16 protein-coding genes and 1 pseudogene are annotated in these 18,858 nt (G+C 70.8%); 2 read left to right on the forward strand and 15 right to left on the reverse strand.

Going from position 1 to position 18,858, the window contains the following annotated elements; translation table 11 throughout:
- Positions 1-411 precede the first annotated feature (411 nt).
- From ACFU3E_RS37110 to ACFU3E_RS37165, 12 genes are all read right to left on the reverse strand, one after another.
- Positions 412-1,500, reverse strand: a complete 1,089-nt coding sequence (locus ACFU3E_RS37110) for an S-(hydroxymethyl)mycothiol dehydrogenase (RefSeq protein WP_384168816.1) — start codon at positions 1,498-1,500, stop codon at positions 412-414.
- Positions 1,501-1,504: 4 nt separating this feature from the next.
- The gene (locus ACFU3E_RS37115) at positions 1,505-2,377 is read right to left on the reverse strand and encodes a 3-hydroxybutyryl-CoA dehydrogenase (RefSeq protein ID WP_384168819.1); all 873 of its coding nucleotides are present in this window, start codon (positions 2,375-2,377) and stop codon (positions 1,505-1,507) included.
- The gene (locus tag ACFU3E_RS37120) at positions 2,374-3,567 is read right to left on the reverse strand and encodes an acyl-CoA dehydrogenase family protein (RefSeq protein ID WP_384168822.1); all 1,194 of its coding nucleotides are present in this window, start codon (positions 3,565-3,567) and stop codon (positions 2,374-2,376) included. The genes ACFU3E_RS37115 and ACFU3E_RS37120 overlap by 4 nt, the downstream gene beginning before the upstream one ends.
- Before the next feature lie 26 nt (positions 3,568-3,593).
- Positions 3,594-4,706 carry an alcohol dehydrogenase catalytic domain-containing protein gene (locus tag ACFU3E_RS37125; protein ID WP_384168825.1) on the reverse strand — a complete coding sequence of 371 codons (1,113 nt, stop codon included), beginning with the start codon at positions 4,704-4,706 and terminating at the stop codon, positions 3,594-3,596.
- Between the two features lie 81 nt (positions 4,707-4,787).
- Positions 4,788-6,239, reverse strand: coding sequence for a class I adenylate-forming enzyme family protein (locus ACFU3E_RS37130; RefSeq protein ID WP_384168828.1), 1,452 nt, complete (start codon positions 6,237-6,239; stop codon positions 4,788-4,790).
- Positions 6,236-7,483, reverse strand: coding sequence for an NAD(P)/FAD-dependent oxidoreductase (locus tag ACFU3E_RS37135; protein WP_384168831.1), 1,248 nt, complete (start codon positions 7,481-7,483; stop codon positions 6,236-6,238). The genes ACFU3E_RS37130 and ACFU3E_RS37135 overlap by 4 nt, the downstream gene beginning before the upstream one ends.
- Complete coding sequence (locus ACFU3E_RS37140) at positions 7,480-7,803, reverse strand: 2Fe-2S iron-sulfur cluster-binding protein (protein WP_384168834.1); 324 nt, start codon at positions 7,801-7,803, stop codon at positions 7,480-7,482. The genes ACFU3E_RS37135 and ACFU3E_RS37140 overlap by 4 nt, the downstream gene beginning before the upstream one ends.
- Positions 7,804-7,826: 23 nt before the next feature.
- Positions 7,827-9,026: a cytochrome P450 gene (locus ACFU3E_RS37145; RefSeq protein WP_384168837.1), complete on the reverse strand. Its 1,200-nt coding sequence runs from the start codon at positions 9,024-9,026 to the stop codon at positions 7,827-7,829.
- A complete protein-coding gene (locus tag ACFU3E_RS37150) occupies positions 9,023-9,553 on the reverse strand; it encodes a cupin domain-containing protein (RefSeq protein ID WP_384168839.1) in 531 nt (176 codons plus the stop codon). Before ACFU3E_RS37150 ends, ACFU3E_RS37145 begins: the two co-directional genes overlap by 4 nt.
- Positions 9,554-9,697: 144 nt before the next feature.
- On the reverse strand, positions 9,698-10,240 hold the full coding sequence (locus ACFU3E_RS37155; protein WP_384168842.1) for a MarR family winged helix-turn-helix transcriptional regulator: 543 nt from the start codon (positions 10,238-10,240) through the stop codon (positions 9,698-9,700).
- A gap of 22 nt (positions 10,241-10,262) precedes the next feature.
- Entirely contained in the window at positions 10,263-11,111 is an 849-nt protein-coding gene (locus ACFU3E_RS37160) for a fumarylacetoacetate hydrolase family protein (protein WP_384168845.1), read from the reverse strand.
- Positions 11,108-11,683 (reverse strand): carboxymuconolactone decarboxylase family protein, encoded by a 576-nt coding sequence (locus ACFU3E_RS37165; RefSeq protein WP_384168847.1) that lies wholly within the window; start codon positions 11,681-11,683, stop codon positions 11,108-11,110. Before ACFU3E_RS37165 ends, ACFU3E_RS37160 begins: the two co-directional genes overlap by 4 nt.
- 81 nt (positions 11,684-11,764) lie before the next feature.
- Between ACFU3E_RS37165 and ACFU3E_RS37170 the strand changes: the two genes are divergently transcribed.
- Together ACFU3E_RS37170 and paaZ are read left to right on the forward strand one after the other, a co-directional pair.
- Entirely contained in the window at positions 11,765-12,625 is an 861-nt protein-coding gene (locus ACFU3E_RS37170; protein WP_384168850.1) for a VOC family protein, read from the forward strand.
- A 59-nt stretch (positions 12,626-12,684) separates the two neighbouring features.
- Complete coding sequence (gene paaZ, locus ACFU3E_RS37175) at positions 12,685-14,259, forward strand: phenylacetic acid degradation bifunctional protein PaaZ (RefSeq protein ID WP_384168853.1); 1,575 nt, start codon at positions 12,685-12,687, stop codon at positions 14,257-14,259.
- Positions 14,260-14,289: 30 nt separating this feature from the next.
- Here the strand turns inward: paaZ and ACFU3E_RS37180 are convergent.
- The 3 genes and pseudogenes from ACFU3E_RS37180 to ACFU3E_RS37190 form a co-directional block, all read right to left on the reverse strand.
- Positions 14,290-14,699: pseudogene (locus ACFU3E_RS37180) on the reverse strand (FtsX-like permease family protein); the annotation flags it as partial.
- A 347-nt stretch (positions 14,700-15,046) separates the two neighbouring features.
- The gene (locus ACFU3E_RS37185) at positions 15,047-16,375 is read right to left on the reverse strand and encodes a class I SAM-dependent RNA methyltransferase (protein WP_384168856.1); all 1,329 of its coding nucleotides are present in this window, start codon (positions 16,373-16,375) and stop codon (positions 15,047-15,049) included.
- Positions 16,376-16,485: 110 nt separating this feature from the next.
- A complete protein-coding gene (locus tag ACFU3E_RS37190; RefSeq protein ID WP_384168859.1) occupies positions 16,486-18,537 on the reverse strand; it encodes an APC family permease in 2,052 nt (683 codons plus the stop codon).
- Between the last annotated feature and the right edge of the window lie 321 nt (positions 18,538-18,858).

Raw genomic sequence — 18,858 nt, forward strand, 5'->3', positions numbered from 1 at the left:
GGCACTCAGATCTGCCTCACGCCACCCTGACCTGCACCTATTTACGCGTCAGAGCCCCTTTGTAGCAGGCTCCAGAATCGCCACACACTCCACATGCGACGTCATCGGAAACATGTCAGCCTGAACGGATCCCAGAAAAGCCCTGGTCAGGCCCGGTTCTCGGCTCATCGTCCTCCGTGCACACGCCCAGAGCGTCAAGGCCGAGAGTCCGTCCTGCTCAGGGCTGAGCGGACTGCGGCAACCAGCTCACCGGGGGATCCGCCCCCGCTCGCTCCGGCCGCCAGCTCGCACAGTTCATGACCCTTACGTCTCCGGCCGCCATAGTGGAGTCATACCCTCCACCCCACAGCGCCCCGTACCCACCCCGAGGGACGTCTCGGGCACGGTCGCCGACGACCGACGTGTCGACCCTCAGAGCAGCACCACCGAGCGCAGGACATCGCCGTGCTGCATGCGCTCGAACGCCTTCTCCACCTCGTCGAGTTCGATCGTCTCGGTCACGAACGCCCCCAGGTCCAAGAGGCCTTGCAGATGCAGGTCGATCAGCATGGGGAAGTCACGGGAGGGCAGGCAGTCGCCGTACCAGGACGACTTCAGCGACCCGCCCCGACCGAAAACGTCCAGCAGGGGCAGTTCCAGCTTCATCTCCGGGGTCGGAACCCCGACCAGGACGACCGTGCCGGCGAGGTCGCGGGCGTAGAACGCCTGCCGGTATGTCTCCGGACGGCCCACGGCCTCGATGACCACGTCCGCGCCGAAGCCACCGGTGAGCTCGCGGATCGCCTCGACCGCCTCCAAGCGGCGGGAGTTGACTGTGTGGGTGGCGCCCATCTCACGGGCCTTGGCCAGCTTGTTGTCGTCGATGTCCACCGCGATGATCTTCGCAGCGCCGGCCAGCCGGGAGCCCGCCACGGCCGCATCGCCCACCCCGCCGCAGCCGATGACGGCGACTGTGTCGCCCCGGCCCACGGTGCCGGTGTTGATCGCCGCGCCGATGCCGGCCATCACCCCGCAGCCGAGCAGCCCGGCCACTTGCGGCGCCACCGACGGGTCGACCTTGGTGCACTGCCCGGCCGCCACCAGGGTCTTCTCCGCGAAGGCGCCGATGCCCAGCGCCGGCGACAGCTCCTGGCCGGTCGAGGCGACGGTCATCTTCTGCCGTGCGTTGTGGGTGTTGAAGCAGTACCAGGGCCGCCCGCGCAGACAGGATCGGCAATTTCCACACACTGCCCGCCAGTTGAGGATGACGAAGTCCCCGGGCACCACATCGGTGACGTCCGCGCCGACCGACTCCACCACGCCCGCGGCCTCGTGGCCCAGCAGGAACGGGAAGTCGTCGCTGATGCCGCCTTGCTTGTAGTGCAGGTCGGTGTGGCACACCCCGCATGCCTGCACGCGGACCACAGCCTCTCCGGGGCCCGGGTCGGGGACGACGATCGTCTCCACCCGCACCGGATCGCCCTTGCCCGGAGCGATCACGCCCTGTACTTCCTGCGCCATGAAATCAGTCGCCCTTCTCGGAGTAGTCGTGGAAACCGCGGCCGGACTTCCGGCCGAGCAGGCCGGCCTCCACCATGCGCAGCAGCAAGGGTGGCGGGGCGTGCTGTGGGTCCTTGAAGTCGGCGTACATCGCCTCGGCGATGGCCGTGAGGGTGTCCAGGCCGATCAGGTCGGCCAGGCTCAGCGGGCCCATGGGGTGGGCGCAGCCGAGGACCATGCCGGTGTCGATGTCGCCGGCGGAGGCGTGCCCCGACTCCAGCATGCGGATCGCCGAGAGGAGATAGGGCACGAGCAGGGCGTTCACCACGAACCCGGCCCGGTCCTGGGCGCGGATCACCTTCTTGCCCAGGATGCCCGTGATGAAGCCCTCTGCACGCGACTGTGTCCGAGGTGCCGTCAGCAGTGAAGGCACGATCTCGACCAGCTCCAACACCGGCACGGGGTTGAAGAAGTGCACCCCGATCACCTGCTGCGGGCGGGTGGTGGCGGTGCCCAGTTTCATGATGGGCAGGGAAGAGGTGTTCGTGGCCAGGAGGGCGTCTTCCCGGGTGACGATCCGGTCGAGTTCGGCGAACAGTTCGACCTTGACCTTTTCGTCCTCCGTGGCCGCCTCCACGACCAGGTCCCGGTCGGCCAGCTCCGTGAGGTGCGTGGTGACCCGGACCAGGTCAAGGGCGGCGTCACGTTCCGCTCCGCTCAGCTTTCCGCGCCGCACGCCCCGGTCGAGGGAGGCGGTGATCCGGGCGCGGCCGGCCTCGGCCGCGCCCGGACTCACCTCGTGGACGACAACGTCCAGGCCGGCCCGGGCGCAGACCTCGGCGATGCCCGCGCCCATCAGACCGCAGCCGACCACGCCGACCCGTGAGAGATCACTCACCGGAACGCCGCCTGCCCCGTCAGCGCCTGGCCGATCACGAGGGTGTGCATCTCCGCCGTACCCTCGTAGGTGAGGATCGACTCCAGGTTGTTGGCGTGCCGGATGACCGGGTACTCCAGCGAGATGCCGTTGGCGCCCAGCACGGTCCGCGCGGTGCGGCAGATCTCCAGTGCCGCCCGGGTGTTGTTGAGCTTGCCGTAGCTGACCTGCTCGGGCCTGAGGCCCCGGTCGTCCTTGGTGCGGCCGAGGTGCAGGGCCAGCAGGATGCCCTTGTTCAGTTCCAGGGACATGTCGGTCAGCTTGGCCTGGGTGAGCTGGAAGCCGCTGATGGGGCGGTCGAACTGGACCCGGTCACCCGCGTAGGCCAGCGCTGCCCGGAAGGCGGAGCGGGCGGCGCCCATCGCGCCCCAGGCGATGCCGTAGCGCGCCTCGCTCAGGCAGGACAACGGTCCCCGCAGCCCGACGACACCCGGCAGCACGGCACTTCCCGGGAGCCGTACGGAGTCCAGGACCAGCTCGCTGGTCACCGATGCCCGCAACGACATCTTGTGCTTGATCGCGGGAGCCGAGAAGCCGGGCGTATCGGTGGGGACGACGAAACCGCGGATGCCGTCCTCCGTACGCGCCCAGACCACGGCGACATCGGCGACCGACCCGTTGGTGATCCACATCTTGCGCCCGTCGAGGACCCAGTCTCCCCCACCGTCGCGGCGGGCGGCGGTGCGCATGCTGCCCGGGTCGGAGCCGGAGTCGGGCTCGGTGAGTCCGAAGCAGCCGATCGCCGTGCCGGCCGCCATCCGCGGCAGCCACTGCTCCTTCTGCTCCTCGGAGCCGAAGGCGTGGATCGCGTACATGGCGAGGGAGCCCTGGACCGAGACCAGGGAGCGCAGGCCCGAGTCGGTCGCCTCCAGTTCCAGGCAGGCCAGTCCGTAGTCGACCGCGCTCATGCCGGCGCAGCCGTAGCCCTCCAGGTGCATGCCCAGCAGGCCGAGTTCGCCGAGTTCCTTGGTGAGGCCGCGGATGTCCTCGATCTCGCCCTGTTCGAACCACTCGGCGATGTGCGGGTCGACGCGCCGGTCGCAGAAGGTGCGCACGGCATCGCGGACGGCGCGCTCGTCGGGCGTGAGCAGGCTGTCGAGTTCCAGGAGGTCGAGGGGGTCGGCCGGGCGGCCGGAGTGCGATGCGGTCATCGGTGTCTCCAAAGTCTCGCAGGGGATCAGGCCGTCGGGCTGATGATGAAGTTGCTGAAGCCGCCGTTGCGTACGGCGATCCCGCTGATCGCCTCGTTGACCTGCTCCAGCGGATACACGTGGTGCTCCAGCGGGCTCAGGTCCAGCAGTCCGGCCCCCGCCATGTCGGCCATGGTCTGGCCCTCGGCGGAGGTGAACCACGCCGAGCCGATCAGCCGCAGCTGCTGGTCCATCATCCGGTGGATGTCGATGGGCAGATCCCCGGCGACGGCGCCGATGTTGACGGCGATACCGCCGCGCGCCATGGCCCGCATGCCCGCCCGGAACGTCTCGTGCGGGGCGCCAGGGCCGAGGGCGTCGATGTAGATGTCGGCGCCGTAGCCGTCGGTCTCCTCGCGGATCCACTCGTCGAGGGGGCCGTCGTCGAGCGAGTGCAGGCGCAGCCGGCCGCCCGCGATCTTGCCGACCTGGTCGAGCAGGGCCTTGTCCCGGCCGGTGCCGTACACGTGGGTCAGGCCCAGGGCGGGCGCGAGGAGCGCGGCGGCGATGCCGAGGGTGCCGCTGATGCCGTTGATGAGGATCGTCTTGCCCGGACCGGCCTCGGCCTTGCGCAGCGCCGAGTACATGGTGCCGATGTAGCCGAAGCGTGCGGCGGCCTCGAAGGAGAGCGAGTCCGGCAGTTTCACCAAGCTGTACGCCGGGGCGACCATGTACTCGGCGAGGCCGCCCTGGTAGCGGTCGAGCAGGTCGAGGGCGGTGGCGGAGAAGCCGAAGTAGCCGGCGAAGGCGTAGCTGGCGCAGTTGATCGAGTCGCCGCCGCGGCACGAGCGGCAGGAGCCGCAGGAGCGGCCCGGGTTGACGTACACCCGGTCGCCCGGCTTGAACGCCTGGACGCCCTCGCCGACCGCCTCGACCACGCCCGCCGGGTCGAGGCCGAAGATCGCGGGCAGGGTCGGCAGGGGGCTGTGCGGGAACCAGGTGGTCCACATGTTCAGAATGTTGGCCAGGTTGGGCACGATGTTGACGGCGTGGACGGCCACGCGGACGTCACCGGGGCCGGGCTCGGGAACGGGCAGTTCCTCGATCTTCATCGGCTCGCCGACGGCGTGCATCCGCGCGGCTCGCATGGTCGCACTCATGGCGTCTCCTCGGGTTTCCGGGTGCGGCTCACAGAGACGGCACCAACTGCGGTGCGGTCCCTGGGAGTCATGGAGGATGGGTCAGTTGTCCAGCAGCGTCGTCAGCCTCGCGCGCTGCAGCTTTCCGGTCGCCCCGCGGGGCAGTGTGGGCACGACGCACAGGCGTCGGGGCCACTTGTGCCGGGCGAGCCGGCCGTCGAGATGGGAGCGGATGTCGTCCAGGGCGGGGGCGCCGGAGTCGGTGACCAGGAAGGCGGTCACGAGTTCGCCCCAGACGGGGTCCGGTGCTCCGGAGACCGCGACCTCGACGACGCCGGGGAAGTCGGCGAGCGCGTTCTCGACCTCGGCGGGGTCGACGTTCTCCCCGCCGGTGATGATGGTGTCTTTGAGCCGCCCGACGACCGACAGCCGGCCCTCGGCGTCGAAGAGCCCGCGGTCCCCGGTGTGGAACCAGCCCTCGCCGTCGGTCACGGGTACCGGTCCCGCGGCGGTCCGGTACACCTCCGCCACCGAGGGCCCGCGTACCCAGATCTCCCCGGGTGTGCCGGCCGGGGCGGGCGTGCCGGTCGCGTCCACGATCGTCACCTCGGCCTGCGGAACCGGCGGTCCGGTGGAGGTGGCCGCGTCGTCGGGCGCGGAGTACGTCACTCCGGCCGCGGTCTCCGTCAGGCCGTAGGAGTTGACCACGCCGATCCCGCGTGCCCGGAACTGCTCACGGGTGGCGGTCTGGGCCGGTGAGCCGCCGGACAGGATCCACCGCAGGGTGTCCAGGTCGCCGCCGGAGAACCGGGGGTGCCGGGCCAGCAGGGCGGACATGGCCGGCACGGCGAAGGCGCAGGTGACACGGTGGTCGCGGACCAGGTCGATGAACAGGTCCGGGTCGAAGCGCGGGGCCAGCACCACGGTTCCGCGCCGGGCCCAGACGCACTGCGGCAGCCCGCCGAGTACGGCGACATGGGCCAGCGGGGTGGAGACGAGCGCGGTGTCGTCCTCGCCGACGGGCGACAGTGCCAGGGCGCCCGCCATACTCCAGTACAGGTTGTCGTGCGTCAGCGCGACACCCTTGGGGCGGCCGGAGGTGCCGGACGTGAACGCGATGACCGCGACGTCCGACCCGGCACACGGCTCCGTCGGGACAACGGCGGACTGCTCCTCGTCGCCGTGCAGGTCCTCCCACGCCAGGCGCATACCGGTCCCGGCCGGGAACTGCTCGTCCCCGACGACCGCACGCGGCTCGGCCTCCTCGCACACGACGGCCAACTCGCCCTCGGTCACGAGGGGATGCAGCGGCACGAGCACCGCACCCAGCCGCGTCACCGCAAACAGCGTGATCAGCGCCTCGGGCCGGGCTGCCCCCTGCATCACCACCCGGTCGCCCTTGCGCACCCCGAACGTGTCGAGGCGAGCGACGGCGCACTGTACGGCCAGGTCCAGTTCGGCATAGGTCCAGCTCCGGTCCTCGAAGACGAGGGCGGTCCGGGAGCCGGCCTCGGCTGCACTGGCGACGAGGTGGGCGCCGAAGGTGCGTGTCATGTCCTCACCTCCACTGCACGTCTGGCCCGGGCGAGCGCGCCGAGAGTCGTCCCGGCGAGGTCGCCGTTAGAGACCGGCGTTCCCCGCTCCAGCAGCCGACGGGCGGCCAGGTGCTCGGCGGGCCAGTTCAACGTCTCCACGGCCACCAGCCGGTCGTCACGGAAGGCGTAGGCGGCCAGCCGCTCGGGTGAGTCCCCGGGCACGAGGCGCACCTCGTCGGAGGCCGAACGCAGGCCCACGATCTGCAACTTGACGTCACCCTGGTCGCTCCAGAACCACGGCAGACTCTCGTACGGGGCGGGCGAACCGGCGGCGATACGACGCCCCACCAACGCCCCCTGATCGATGGCGTTCTGCACGGACTCCAGCCGCACCAGTCCGTCCGCGTGCGGATGCGGATGGCGGGCACAGTCGCCGACGGCGGAGACCCGGGGGTCGCTGACCGAGCGCAGCTGCTCGTCGACGACCACACCGTCCTGCACGGCCAGACCGGCCTCGCGGGCCAGTTCGTCGCGGGGGACGGCTCCGATGCCGTAGACGACGAGATCCGCAGGCAGGACGCCCTGCGATGTGGCGACCCGCTCGACCCGTCCGGAACCCTGCAGCGCCTGTACGGCCGTTCCGGTCAGGATCCGGACGCCGGCACGCTCGTGCCGTTCCCGCAGGCGCGCTTCCAGCTGCGCCGACACGGCTCGGCTCAGCAGCCGATCAGCCAGTTCTACGACGGTGACGTCGGCGCCGCGGGCACGGGCCACGCGGGCGAGCTCGAGGCCGATGAACCCGCCGCCCACGACCACCACGGTACGGACCGTCGCCAGTGCCCGGCCGATGGTCAGGGCGTCGTCGAAGGAGCGCAGGGCGTGGACGCCGGCCAGGTCGGCGCCGGGGACGGGGAGCGGACGGTTCCTCGCGCCCGTCGCCAGCACCAGATGGCCGTAGGAGAAATGCTCGCCGGCCCGGGTGACGACCGTGGCGGCAGCAGTGTCGAGGGCGACCACGGCGTCCCCGATCCGCAGCTCGATGTCCCGCTCGCGGTAGAACGTCTCCGGCACCAGCTCGACACGGATGCCGTCCGCCTCGACGTGCGCCTTCTTCGACAACGGCGGCCGCTGGTAAGGAAGATGGGGCTCGGCGGCGAACACCGTGACCGGGCCGTCGTAGCCGGATGCGCGCAGCGTCGACACCACGCTGAACCCGGCCTGCCCGCCGCCGACGACGACCACACCCGCCGCAGTGCTCGTCATACCTGCTCCTCGGGCACGTGGACGACCAGTCCGTCCAGGGCGTCGGAGAGGTGGACCTGGCAGCTGAGCCGGCTGGTGGGCCTGCGTTCGGCGGCGGTGAAGTCCAGCATCTCGTCCTCGACGTCGTTCGGCGGGCCCACCAGATCGGCCTGCGTGGCATCCACGTAGACATGGCAGGTGGCGCAGGAGGCGTTGCCGCCGCACTCGGCGACGATGCCCTCGACGCCGTTGGAGACGGCGGCCTGCATGAGGACGGTCCCCGACTCGGCGGTGACCTTGCGTTCGGACCCGTCGGGCAGCTGGAAGATGACGGTGGGCATGAAGTCCTCCCGATGGGGACGGCTCAGGGGGCTTGCCAGGTGACGTGCAGCGAGGTGAGCCCGCGGAACACCCAGCCGTCCAGGCGGTCGTCCGCGCTGTCGTCGAGGCGGAGTCCCTTCAGGCGGCTGAAGACGAGGGGCCAGGCGACGGCGCTGACCTCGTGGCGCGCGACCCACGCGCCCATGCAGAAGTGCGGTCCGCCGCCGAAGGCGAGGTGGGGGCGGTGCGGGCGGTCGGGGTCGAAATCGTCAGCCCGGTCGAAGACCGACTCGTCGCGGTTCCCGGAGGCGATGACGAGGGCGACGCGGCTGCCGGCGGGCAGGGTGACGCCGGCGATCTCGTAGTCCTGGGTGAGCTGGCGGGGATACATGCCGATCGGCGAGATCCAGCGGGCGGTCTCCTCGAAGACCCGCTTCCAGGACGCCGGGTCCTTCAGGACCTTCTCCAACGCCGGCGGGCGTCGCAGCAGCGCCCAGGCGCCCACGCCGAAGACGTCGCGCGGCTCGTTGACGCCCCCGCCGATGATGACCTTGACGTTGTTCTGGATCTCGGCGAGCTCCACCGGCTCGGCCGCGTGGACCATGGAGGAGATCACCGAGCCGTCCGGCTCGCGGCGCACGGCCTCGGCCGCTTCGGCCACCGCGTCCTCGATGGCCCGGGTCACCCGCTCGGCGCGCCGCCAGATGTCGGGGTCATCGGCGTAGTTGCCGTTGGCGGCCATCATCGCCCGCGACCACTCGGCGATGTCGTCGGCCGTGGCGTTGCGCAGGCCGAGGACCAGGGCCAGGTTGGCCGCCGCGAGCGGCTCGGCGAAGTCAGCTATGAGGTCGGCCTCGCCCCGGCTCGCGATCCGATCGAGCAGCCTGTACGCGGTGCGCTCGAAGGAGGCCGCCCACAGGTCGCGGACCTGGCGCGGGCGGGTGGGCGACTCGGCCGCGGCCCGCAGGCGACGGTGCTCCGGATCGTCCTCGCGGAGCATGTTGCGGCCGACCGTCCGCAACAGCAGCGAGCCCTCCTCGCGGGAGCTGAACACCTCGGGCAGCTTCTCGGCCCGGACGATGTCCTCGTAGCGGGTCAGCAGGTGACGTCCTACCGACGGGACCCAGGCGAGCGGCGCGCTGCGGCGCAGTTCGGCGTAGGCGGGATACGGGTCGCGGCGCAGCTCGGCCAGGTCGAGCTCGACGACGGGAGCGCCGGGTGCCGCCGCCGTCAGGACGCTCATGACGCGCCACCCGCGCCGATCAGGACGAAGAACACGGTGGCGGGCTCGGCGCTGTTGTTGCGCCAGGCGTGCCGCGTGCCATTCTGCACGACGATGTCGCCGGGCTTCAGGACCACGGTCTCACCGCCGTCGAGATCGAGGACTATCTCGCCGCTGAGGACGACGCCGTAGTCGACGGTCGGCGTGGTGTGCATGCCCGGGTTGTCGAGCTCGAACAGCTCGGCCAGGCCCGGGGTGGCCTCCAGCTGCTCGGCGCCGGCGGCCACGGGGTCCCAGCCCGCGTCGGCGTAGACACTGGCCGGCGGGAAGGTGACGGTCAGCGCGATCGTCTCGCCGGGGGCCGGTACATAGGACTTCAGGGACTCCGTCGGGTCGGCCGACGGGGCGGCGGGAGCGGCCGTGTTCCACACCAGGGAGCGGGCGAAGCCGGGGGTGTGGGTGTACCGGCGGGTGACGGGCGGCTCTCCGTCGCCGACGATCACGGGCTTGCCACTGTGATCGACACCGGTGACAACGCGACGGACCATGATTTTCTCCTTCAATAACCGACCTACTGAGAAATATGACAGGTCGTTAGATACCTGACAGTAAGAGGACTGACGATTTTCGGGAGCTGCGCCACGGCAGCTCCGAGCACAGGGCATGGGGTGGGCCGGTTTCCCGGGGCCCGGTCACTCCGCGGGCGGGGTCTCCTGGTTCACCAGCGTACGCAGCAGGTGGACGATCTCACTGAGCTGGTCGTCCCGCAGTACGGCGGTCCACGCCCGCTCGCGCTTCGTCTGGGCCTCGATGGCCTGGCGCAGGGTCTCGCGGCCCTCCGCGGTCAGCTCGACGAACAGTTGACGCCGGTCGGACTCGACCCGCTCGCGGGTGACCAGGCCCCGGCTCTCCAGGGTGGCCAGCGCGCTGGAGATGCTGGCCCGGGTGGAGCCGGAGAACCGGCCGATGTCCTGCTGACCGAGCGGGCCGTAGACCCACAGGGCGTTCAGGATCCGGAAGCCCGCCCAGGTCAGGCCGAGCGGCCGGTGGACGTGCTTCTCGAAGTCCTTGGTGAGACGGGCTTCGAGGCGGGTGAGGTCGGTGACCATCTCGATCGCGTCGAGGTCCCGGGGGTCGGTCGTGCCCAGCTCACGATGGTGGTGGCGCAGCAGTTCCGAGAACTCCCGGGTCCTGCTCGCGCCGCCGGCCCCCGTCTCGCGCACGGTGTCCGTCACGGTCTCCCGCCCTTCCCTCTGCCTAGCCCGCCACGACCGGATTGACCATAGTGCCCACGCCCGTGACCTCGGTACGCAGGATCTTGCCCTCGGTCAGGTACAGCCGAGGGGTGCGGCGGACGCCGCAGCCGGCCGGGGTGCCGGTGAAGATCAGGTCGCCGGGCTCGAACGTCACCCGCTTCGACAGCCAGGCGATCAGCGCGGGCACCGGAAAGATCAGGTCCGAGGTGCGGCCACGTTGCACCTCCAGGTCGTCGACCCAGCCGGCCACCTCGATGTCGTCCGGATCCTCGAACTCGTCGAGGGTGACCAGGTAGGGGCCGATCGGGCTGAAGGTGTCGTACGACTTCGGCAGCGTGAACTGGTTGATCGGCTTGCGCCACTGCTCGCGCCGGTCGCTGACGTCCTGCCCGGCGGTCACGCCCGCGACGTAGGACCAGGCGTCGGCCTCGGAGATGTTCTTGCCGGTGCGCCCCATGACGACGACGAGTTCGGCCTCGTAGTCGACCTTGTCGTACTGCGGCTCGACGACGATGTCGTCGTAGGGGCCGACGACGGACGAAGCGAACTTGGCGAACACGGACGGCTCGTCCGGCACAGGGAGGTTCGACTCCTCCGCGTGGGCGCGGTAGTTGAGGGCCACCCCGATCGCCTTGTACGGCTTGGCGACGCGGCCCAGGTCACGCGGCTCGAACGGCTTCCAGTCCGCCTCGGCGGCCCGCTCGGCGAGCGCCCGCAGCTCCTCGTGGAGGGAAAGGTCGGACAGGACCTCGAGGCGCGGCTCGATCGCACCTTTGCTCGCGTCCGCGATGTCGAGGGCGAGCTCACCCTGTACGAGTACGGGACGGCCGGTGAGGTTGGCGAGCTTCATGCGGAACCTTCCCTGAGGTCTGCGGGCAGGGGAAGTGCGAGGTCGCCCTCCACCTGGACGCCGAGCGTGTTGATGACGGTGGCGATGGTCAGGTACTGGCCGACGGTATAGAGGACGTCGATGACCTGCTCGGTGCCCAGGTGGGCGGTCAGCCGGTCCCACAGCTCGTCGTCGACACCCTGGCTCTCGACGAGCGAGTCGGTGGCGGCCAGCAGGACCTGGTCCAGCTCGTCGAGGCCGTCCCAGTCGCCGGTCGCGGCGGCCAGGATCGTCCCGTCGGCCAGCCCGGCGCGGCGGGCGATGCGGACGTGCTGGTCCCACTCGTACGCGGCCCGCGCCCGGGCCGCGATCCGCAGGATCATCAGCTCCCGGGACTTCAGCGGCAGGGTGTTCTTGCCCAGCACGTGATTGCTGAAGACGAGGTAGCGGCGCAGCGCGTCCTCGTGATGGGCCAGCGTCGCCCAGATCGCGTAGATGCGACCGTCCTGGTCACGGTACGGCGCCAGCGACGCCAGTGTCTTCTCCTGCAGGTCCGCCTCGTCGACGGGCTGCAGGCGGGGCTTCTCCGGCATCGGAGTCCTCCTCGGCTCGATGGCGGCAACGTATTCGTCAGAGCCTTGACCGTCAAGGGTCTAACAAATATCGTCCTCGCCATGACGATCCAGAGCCTTGGTTACGTGGGGATCGGCGCGCCCGATCCGGCAGCGTGGGCGGAGTACGCCCGCACGGTGATCGGCCTCGCGGTCGAGCCGGGGGACCCGGAAGGGCCGGTGCGCCACCGCCTGCGGATGGACCAGCACCCGTTCCGTATGTGGCTGACGGAGGCGGATACCGGCGGTGTGACGGTCATCGGCTGGGAGGTCCGGGACGGGGCGGCGATCGACGAGATGACCGTACGCCTCAAGGAGGCCGGCGTCGACGTCGCGGCAGGCACCGAGGAGGAGTGCCGGGACCGCCAGGTGACCCGCATGGTCCACTTCGGCGGCCCCCTCGGCATCCGCACCGAGCTGTTCTGCGGCCGCCGTCTCGCGCCCAGGCAGTTCGTCTCCCCGCTGGGCGTCGACTTCGTGACCGGCGAGCAGGGGCTCGGGCACCTGGTGATGAAGACGCCGCGCGTCCAGGAGGCCGTCGACTTCTACTGCGACGTGCTGGGCTTCCGGCTCAGCGACACCGCCGACTACCCCTGGGGCACCTTCTACTTCCTCGGCTGCAACCCGCGCCACCACAGCATCGCCTTCATCCGCTCGTACAAGAACGAGGGCACCCACCACATCCTGTGCGAGGTCACCACCCCGGAGGAGGTCGGCCGCGCCCTCGACCGCACGCGCGAGCACGACGTCAAGCTCATGGCCACGCTCGGCAAGCACGCCAACGACGGGATGTTCTCCTTCTACATGACCTCGCCCGCCGGCTTCGGCATCGAGATCGGCACGGGCGGCGTCCAGGTCGACGAGGACACGTGGGTGAGCCGCACGTACACGGCCGACATCTGGGGCCACCACCCGGTGCCGTAGCCCTCGTTCCCCTCCGCTGCCCCTCCGACGACCCCTCCGAAAGAAAGCGGACCGCATCCATGCTTCTCGAGAGTCATCTGCAGGACACCTGGGTCGCGCCGATGTCCGGCGACTCCACGGCAGTCGACGTGCGTGACGCCGTCACCGGCGAGACGGTCTGCCGCGTCTCCTCCCACGGTCTCGACCTCGCGGGCGGGTTCGACCATGCGCGCCGGGTCGGGGGGCCGCCCCTGCGGGCGATGACCTTCCACCAGCGCGCCGACCTGCTGGACGCGCTCGCCGCGGCCGTCCGCGCCCGCCGCGAGGAGCTCTACGCCCTCTCGGCCCGGGCCGGAGCCACCCTCAACGACGCACGCTACGACGTGGACGGCGGCATCCGCGTCCTGCGCGACTACGCCGACCGCGCCCGCACCGAACTCCCGGACTCCCCTCACCTGTTGGAGGGACCAGCCGAACGCCTGGCCCGCGGCGAGGACTTCCTCGGCGTACACCTCGTCACCCCCTCCCCCGGCCTCATGCTCCAGGTGAACGCCTTCAACTTCCCTGTCTGGGCGCCTCTGGAGAAGCTCGCCCAGGCAGTGCTGGCGGGCATGCCCAGCGTGATCAAGCCGGCCACCCCGACCGCATATCTCACCGAGCACCTGATCCGGATCATCACCGACGCCGCGGTCCTGCCGCCCGGCGCCCTGCAGCTGGTCGTCGGCTCGGTGCGCCCGGCGCTCGATCTGCTCGGCGAGCAGGACGTGCTGTCCTTCACCGGCTCCGCCGCCACCGCCACCACCCTGCGCACCCACCCCAACCTGGTGGCCCGCTCCGTCCGCTTCAACGCCGAGGCCGACTCCGTCAACGCCATCGTGCTGGCCCCGGACGTCACGCCCGGCACCCCCCTCTTCGAGGCGTTCGTCCGCGAGGTCGTCACCGAGATGACGGTCAAGGCGGGCCAGAAGTGCACCGCGATCCGCCGCGTCCTCGTGTCGAGCGAGCAGGAGGGCGCCGCCCTCGACGCGATCGCGTCCGAGCTCGCCGGGGTGACCATCGGCAAGCCCACAGCACAGGGCGTGCGGATGGGCGCCGTCGTCAGCCTCGCCCAGCGCGAGGACGTACGGCGGGCGGTGCACAGGATCGCCGAGTCCGGCCGCTTCGTCTACGGCGACCCGGAGAAGGTACGGGTCGTCGACGCCGACCCCGAGCGGGGCGCCTTCCTGGACACCCTGCTGATCTCGGCGGACCCGGACGCCGCCGCACCCCACGAGGTGGAGCCGTTCGGCCCAGCCGCGACCGTCCTCGCCTACCGCGACACCGCACACGCCACCGACCTGGTGATCCGCGGCCGGGGCAGCCTCGCCGCTTCCCTGGTCAGCGACGACCTCGCCTGGACGACCGCCTTCGTCGGGGAGGCGGCTGCCTGGCACGGCCGTCTCCACCTGCTGGACTCGACCACCATGACGCAGACCACCGGACACGGATCGCCGCTGCCCGCCCTGCGCCACGGCGGACCGGGCCGGGCCGGCGGCGGATCGGAGATGGGGGGCACGCGCGGTGTCCTGGACCTGATGCAGCGAACGGCACTCCAGGCATCGCCCATGCTGCTGGACTCTTTGCGGACCGCGCGCCCGTCGGCCGACTCCGTGTGACGGGCGGTGCGAGGCGGTCACCCCGGCACACCTGCTCGTCGCCGTGGCGTGCGCACTGCTCATCGCGGCGACCGGCGGGGCTTCGCAGTCCGGCGGCCGGGCGGCCCCGCCGCCGGCATGGTCCCCGGGATGTCCGACCGCTGGGGCGGCGGCGACCGCGCCGGGGGTGACGGCGAGCGGCCCGTCGAGGACGGTCACGCAGACGAGCCCATCAGGGTGCACAGTCCGTCGCCGATGCCGACGCCCCTGAGCAGACCGGTGACGGCGGCGACCGTACCCGCCACCAACGACTCGATCAGCACCGACCGCGCCACCTACCGACGCGAGGCGCCGACCGCGCGCAGAAGCACCCGTTCCTTGGTGCGCCGGGCGACCAGCAGGACGAAGCACAGCCCGGCGAACGCCGCGAGGAGGGCACCGGGCTGCAGGCCGATGGCGGACCCCCAAGGTCCCCCCACTCGCCGCGCCGACCGCCGCTCCTTGACGGGCAAGGGTTGCCTGCCGCAGCACACTGGCTTCGGTGCGGAATTCGACCGGTACTTCTCGCCATGCCTCGTCCACCGGCCCAGACCTGACGAGCCATCAGAGCGAGCGTCACATGAGCGTCACGACCGCTCTGCGCGGACCGAGCCAAGAGCGGAGACACCACACGCCGGTCTTTCCGGAAATCATCGAAACCGCAGGTCAGACCGGTTCGGCCGACATAGGGCGTGCTCCACCTCGTGCGCATCGCGAAACAGGTCGAGCACGCCCCAGCCATCCTGGCTGATTCACATGAAATAGCAGGTCAGGCGCCCTTTGCTACGGGTTCAAGAATGGCCACGCACTCCACATGCGAGGTCATCGGAAACAGATCGAACGCCCGCAGCACCCGCACCCGGTACCCCCCGTCCCGGAAGTACCCCAGATCCCGCGCCAGCGCAGCCGGATCACACGCCACATACGCGATCCGCCGCGCGCCCAGCGAGGCCAGATGCTCCACCGTCTTGCGCCCAGCCCCCGCCCGCGGCGGGTCGAGCACGATCAGGTCGACCTCGGAGATGCCCGTGCGCGGCAGCACGCTCTCGACCTTGCCCTGCTCGATCCGCACGCGCTCGAAGTCGGCGAGGTTGTGGCGGGCGTCCTCCGCCGCGCGCTTGCCGGACTCGATGCCGAGGACCGCGCCCTGGTCGCCGACGCGGTCGGCGAGGGCGCCGGCGAAGAGGCCGACGCCGCAGTAGAGGTCGAGGGCCATGTCGCCCTTGCGCGGCAGCAGGCCCTGCATGACCGCGGTCACCAGGGTGTCCGCGGCCTTCGGGTGGACCTGCCAGAAGCCGCCGTTCCCGACGCGGTGGGTGCGGCCGTCGGCACGTTCGCGGACGAAGGGGCGGCCGTGGACGCGGTGGACACCGCCAGTGCGCTCGTCCACGCGCAGGACGGAGACGGGGCGGTCGAGTTCGACGAGCGGGAGGCGGGCGCCCGGCTTCGGGGTGAGGATCACCTGGCGGTCCTGGGAGCCCGTCGCCGCGATCGCCTCGACGGAGTCCATGCCGGTCCAGACGCGCTTCTCGATGCCCAGCTCGCTGACACCCTCCGCGGCGATCATGCAGTGGTCGATCGGCTCGACCTCGTGCGAGCGGTGCCGGCGCAGTCCCGCCCGGCCGTCGGCGGTGACGGCGTACTGGACGCGGGTGCGCCACGCGGGGACCTGGCCCGCGGGCAGCTTGTCACCCTCGGCGGGCAGCACCGTGCCGTCCCAGCCGGCCTCCTCCGGGGTGAGCCCGGCGAGGTGCTGGAGCTGTTCGGCGATGACGTCGGCCTTCAGGCGTCGCTGCGCGCCCGGCTTGGCGTGCTGCCAGTCGCAGCCGCCGCAGCGGCCGGGGCCCGCGAACGGGCAGGGCTCGTCGATCCGGTCCTTGGAGGCGTCGAGCACCGTCACGGCGTCGGCGCGCAGGAACCGCGCGCCCTGCTCGCCCTCCGTCACCCGCGCCACGACCCGCTCCCCGGGCAGCGCGTGCCGTACGAACAGCACCTGGCCCTCGGACGTGCGGGCGATGCAATGACCGCCGTGGGCGACGGGGCCGACCTCGACCTCGTACTCCTCCCCCACCAGCGACTTCCTCGGTTCTGCCTGCATGGCGGGGTGACTCCAAAACGCGTGAGGGGAAAGGGCCGAACGGACACGGCCGGACAACAGCCCACCAGTCTACGTGGCTGCCGCCCGGCCGCTTCACACGAGCCGTCGCCTCACGACTTGTGCTCGGGGGACTCCTTCGACCGCACCTGCGCGGGACCGCGCCGCACCGACCCCGGCGCGTTCCAGTCCTGTTGCTTGCGGGCCCGCCGCTTGGCCGCCTCGGAGGACTGCAGCTGGTACGGCACCGAGGTCACCATGATCCCGGGCGTGAACAGCAGCCGGCCCTTCAGCCGCAGGGCGCTCTGATTGTGCAGCAGGTGCTCGTACCAGTGGCCGACGACGTACTCGGGGATGATCACGGACACCGCGTCCCGCGGCGACTCCTTGCGCAGCCCCTTGACGTACTCGATGATCGGCCGCGTGATCTCGCGGTAGGGCGAGTCCAGCACCTTCAGCGGTACGTCGATGCCGCGCCGCTCCCACTCCTCGCGCAGGGCCTTGGTCTCCGCCGGGTCGACGTTGACGCTGAGGGCCTCCAGCGTGTCCGAGCGCATCAGCTTGGCGTAGGCCAGGGCGCGCAGCGTCGGGCGGTGGATCTTGGAGATCAGGACGACCGAGTGGACGCGGGAGGGCCGTACGCTGTCGTCGCTCGGGCCCTCGGGGGCGGCGATCTCGGCGGCGACCCGGTCGTAGTGCTTCCGGATGGCCGTCATCGTCGCGAAGAAGATCACCATGCCGAGCAGGGCGACCCAGGCGCCGTGCGTGAACTTGGTGACGAGGACGACCACGAGCACCAGGCCGGTGAAGAAGGCGCCGAAGGCGTTGATCGCGCGCGAGCGGATCATGTGACGGCGCTTGGCCTGGTCCCGCTCGGTGGCCAGGTGGCGGTTCCAGTGCCGGACCATGCCGGTCTGGCTGAGCGTGAAGGACACGAACACGCCGACGATGTACAGCTGGATCAGGCGGGTGGAGTCGGCTCCGTAGATCCCGACCAGCAGTGCGGCGGCGCCCGCGAGGAGCACGATGCCGTTGGAGAAGGCGAGCCGGTCGCCGCGGGTGTGCAGCTGGCGCGGCAGGTAGCGGTCCTGGGCGAGGATCGAGCCGAGCAGCGGGAAGCCGTTGTAGGCGGTGTTGGCGGCGAGGAACAGCACCAGCGCGGTGGCCGCGGCCAGGATGATGAACAGGAGGCTGCCCTTGCCGAAGACGGCCTCGGCGACCTGGGAGATCACCGGGTTCTGCACGTAGTCCGGGCCGAGCGGGACGCCGTTGTGGATGAGGTCCTTGGCCGGGTTCTCGGACATGCGGACGTCGGTCGCGAGGGCCAGCGCGATGATGCCGCAGAACATGGTGACGGCCAGCAGGCCCATCATCGCGAGCGTGGTCGCGGCGTTCTTCGACTTGGGCTTGCGGAAGGCCGGGACGCCGTTGGAGATCGCCTCGACGCCGGTGAGCGCGGCGCAGCCGGAGGAGAAGGCGCGCAGCAGCAGGAAGACCAGGGCGAAGCCGGCCAGGCCCTGGTGCTCGGGCTTGATGGCGTAGTCCGCTGTCGGCGCCCGCATGGTGTCGTCCAGGACGAGTCCGCGGAAGGCGCCCCAGGCGATCATGGTGAAGACGCCCGCGACGAAGACGTACGTCGGGATCGCGAACAGCGAGCCCGACTCCTTCACCCCGCGCAGGTTCATCAGCGTCAGCAGCACGATCACGCCGATCGCGCAGAGCACCTTGTGCTCGACCACGAAGGGGACCGCGGAGCCGAGGTTCTCGATGCCGGAGGAGATCGACACCGCGACCGTGAGGACGTAGTCCACGAGCAGCGCGCTGGCGACCGTCAGGCCCGCCTTGGGGCCGAGGTTGGTGTTCGCCACCTCGTAGTCGCCGCCGCCGCTGGGGTAGGCGCGCACGTTCTGCCGGTACGAGGCGACCACGGTGAACATCAGCACGACGACCGCGACGGCGATCCACGGGCTGAAGTGGTACGCCGTCACGCCCGCGATCGACAGGACCAGCAGCACCTCGCCGGGCGCGTACGCCACCGACGACAGCGGGTCGGAGGCGAAGACGGGGAGTGCGATGCGCTTCGGCAGGAGCGTTTCCCCGAGCCGGTCACTGCGCAGTGCGCGCCCGATCAGGAGCCGTTTGGGCACGTCGGTCAGTTTGGACACAACAGAGGATCGTAGGCCTTCGATTGCGGGGCCGCCCACCCGCCACCCCCCGTCGGTGTTCCGTCTGCTCTCCGAGTGAATTCACCTGCCCGTGCGGCTGCGGATTCCGCAGGTCACCCGCTTCCCATGCCTATATGACTAAGCCCCGTCCGTCGCCCGGCCGTTGCCGCCCCTGGAGGTCCCATGCACCCGCCCGCCCAGCTGATCGGAGCAGCGGCCACCCTCGTCGCCCTCGGAATCCTGACGCTGGCGAGCGTCCGCAGCATCAGCCGCCGCAAGGACGTGTCACCGGGGGTGCGCTAGGGGGCTTCTGATGGATCC

It is taken from the genome of Streptomyces sp. NPDC057424 (assembly GCF_042803315.1).
GTDB lineage: Bacteria > Actinomycetota > Actinomycetes > Streptomycetales > Streptomycetaceae > Streptomyces.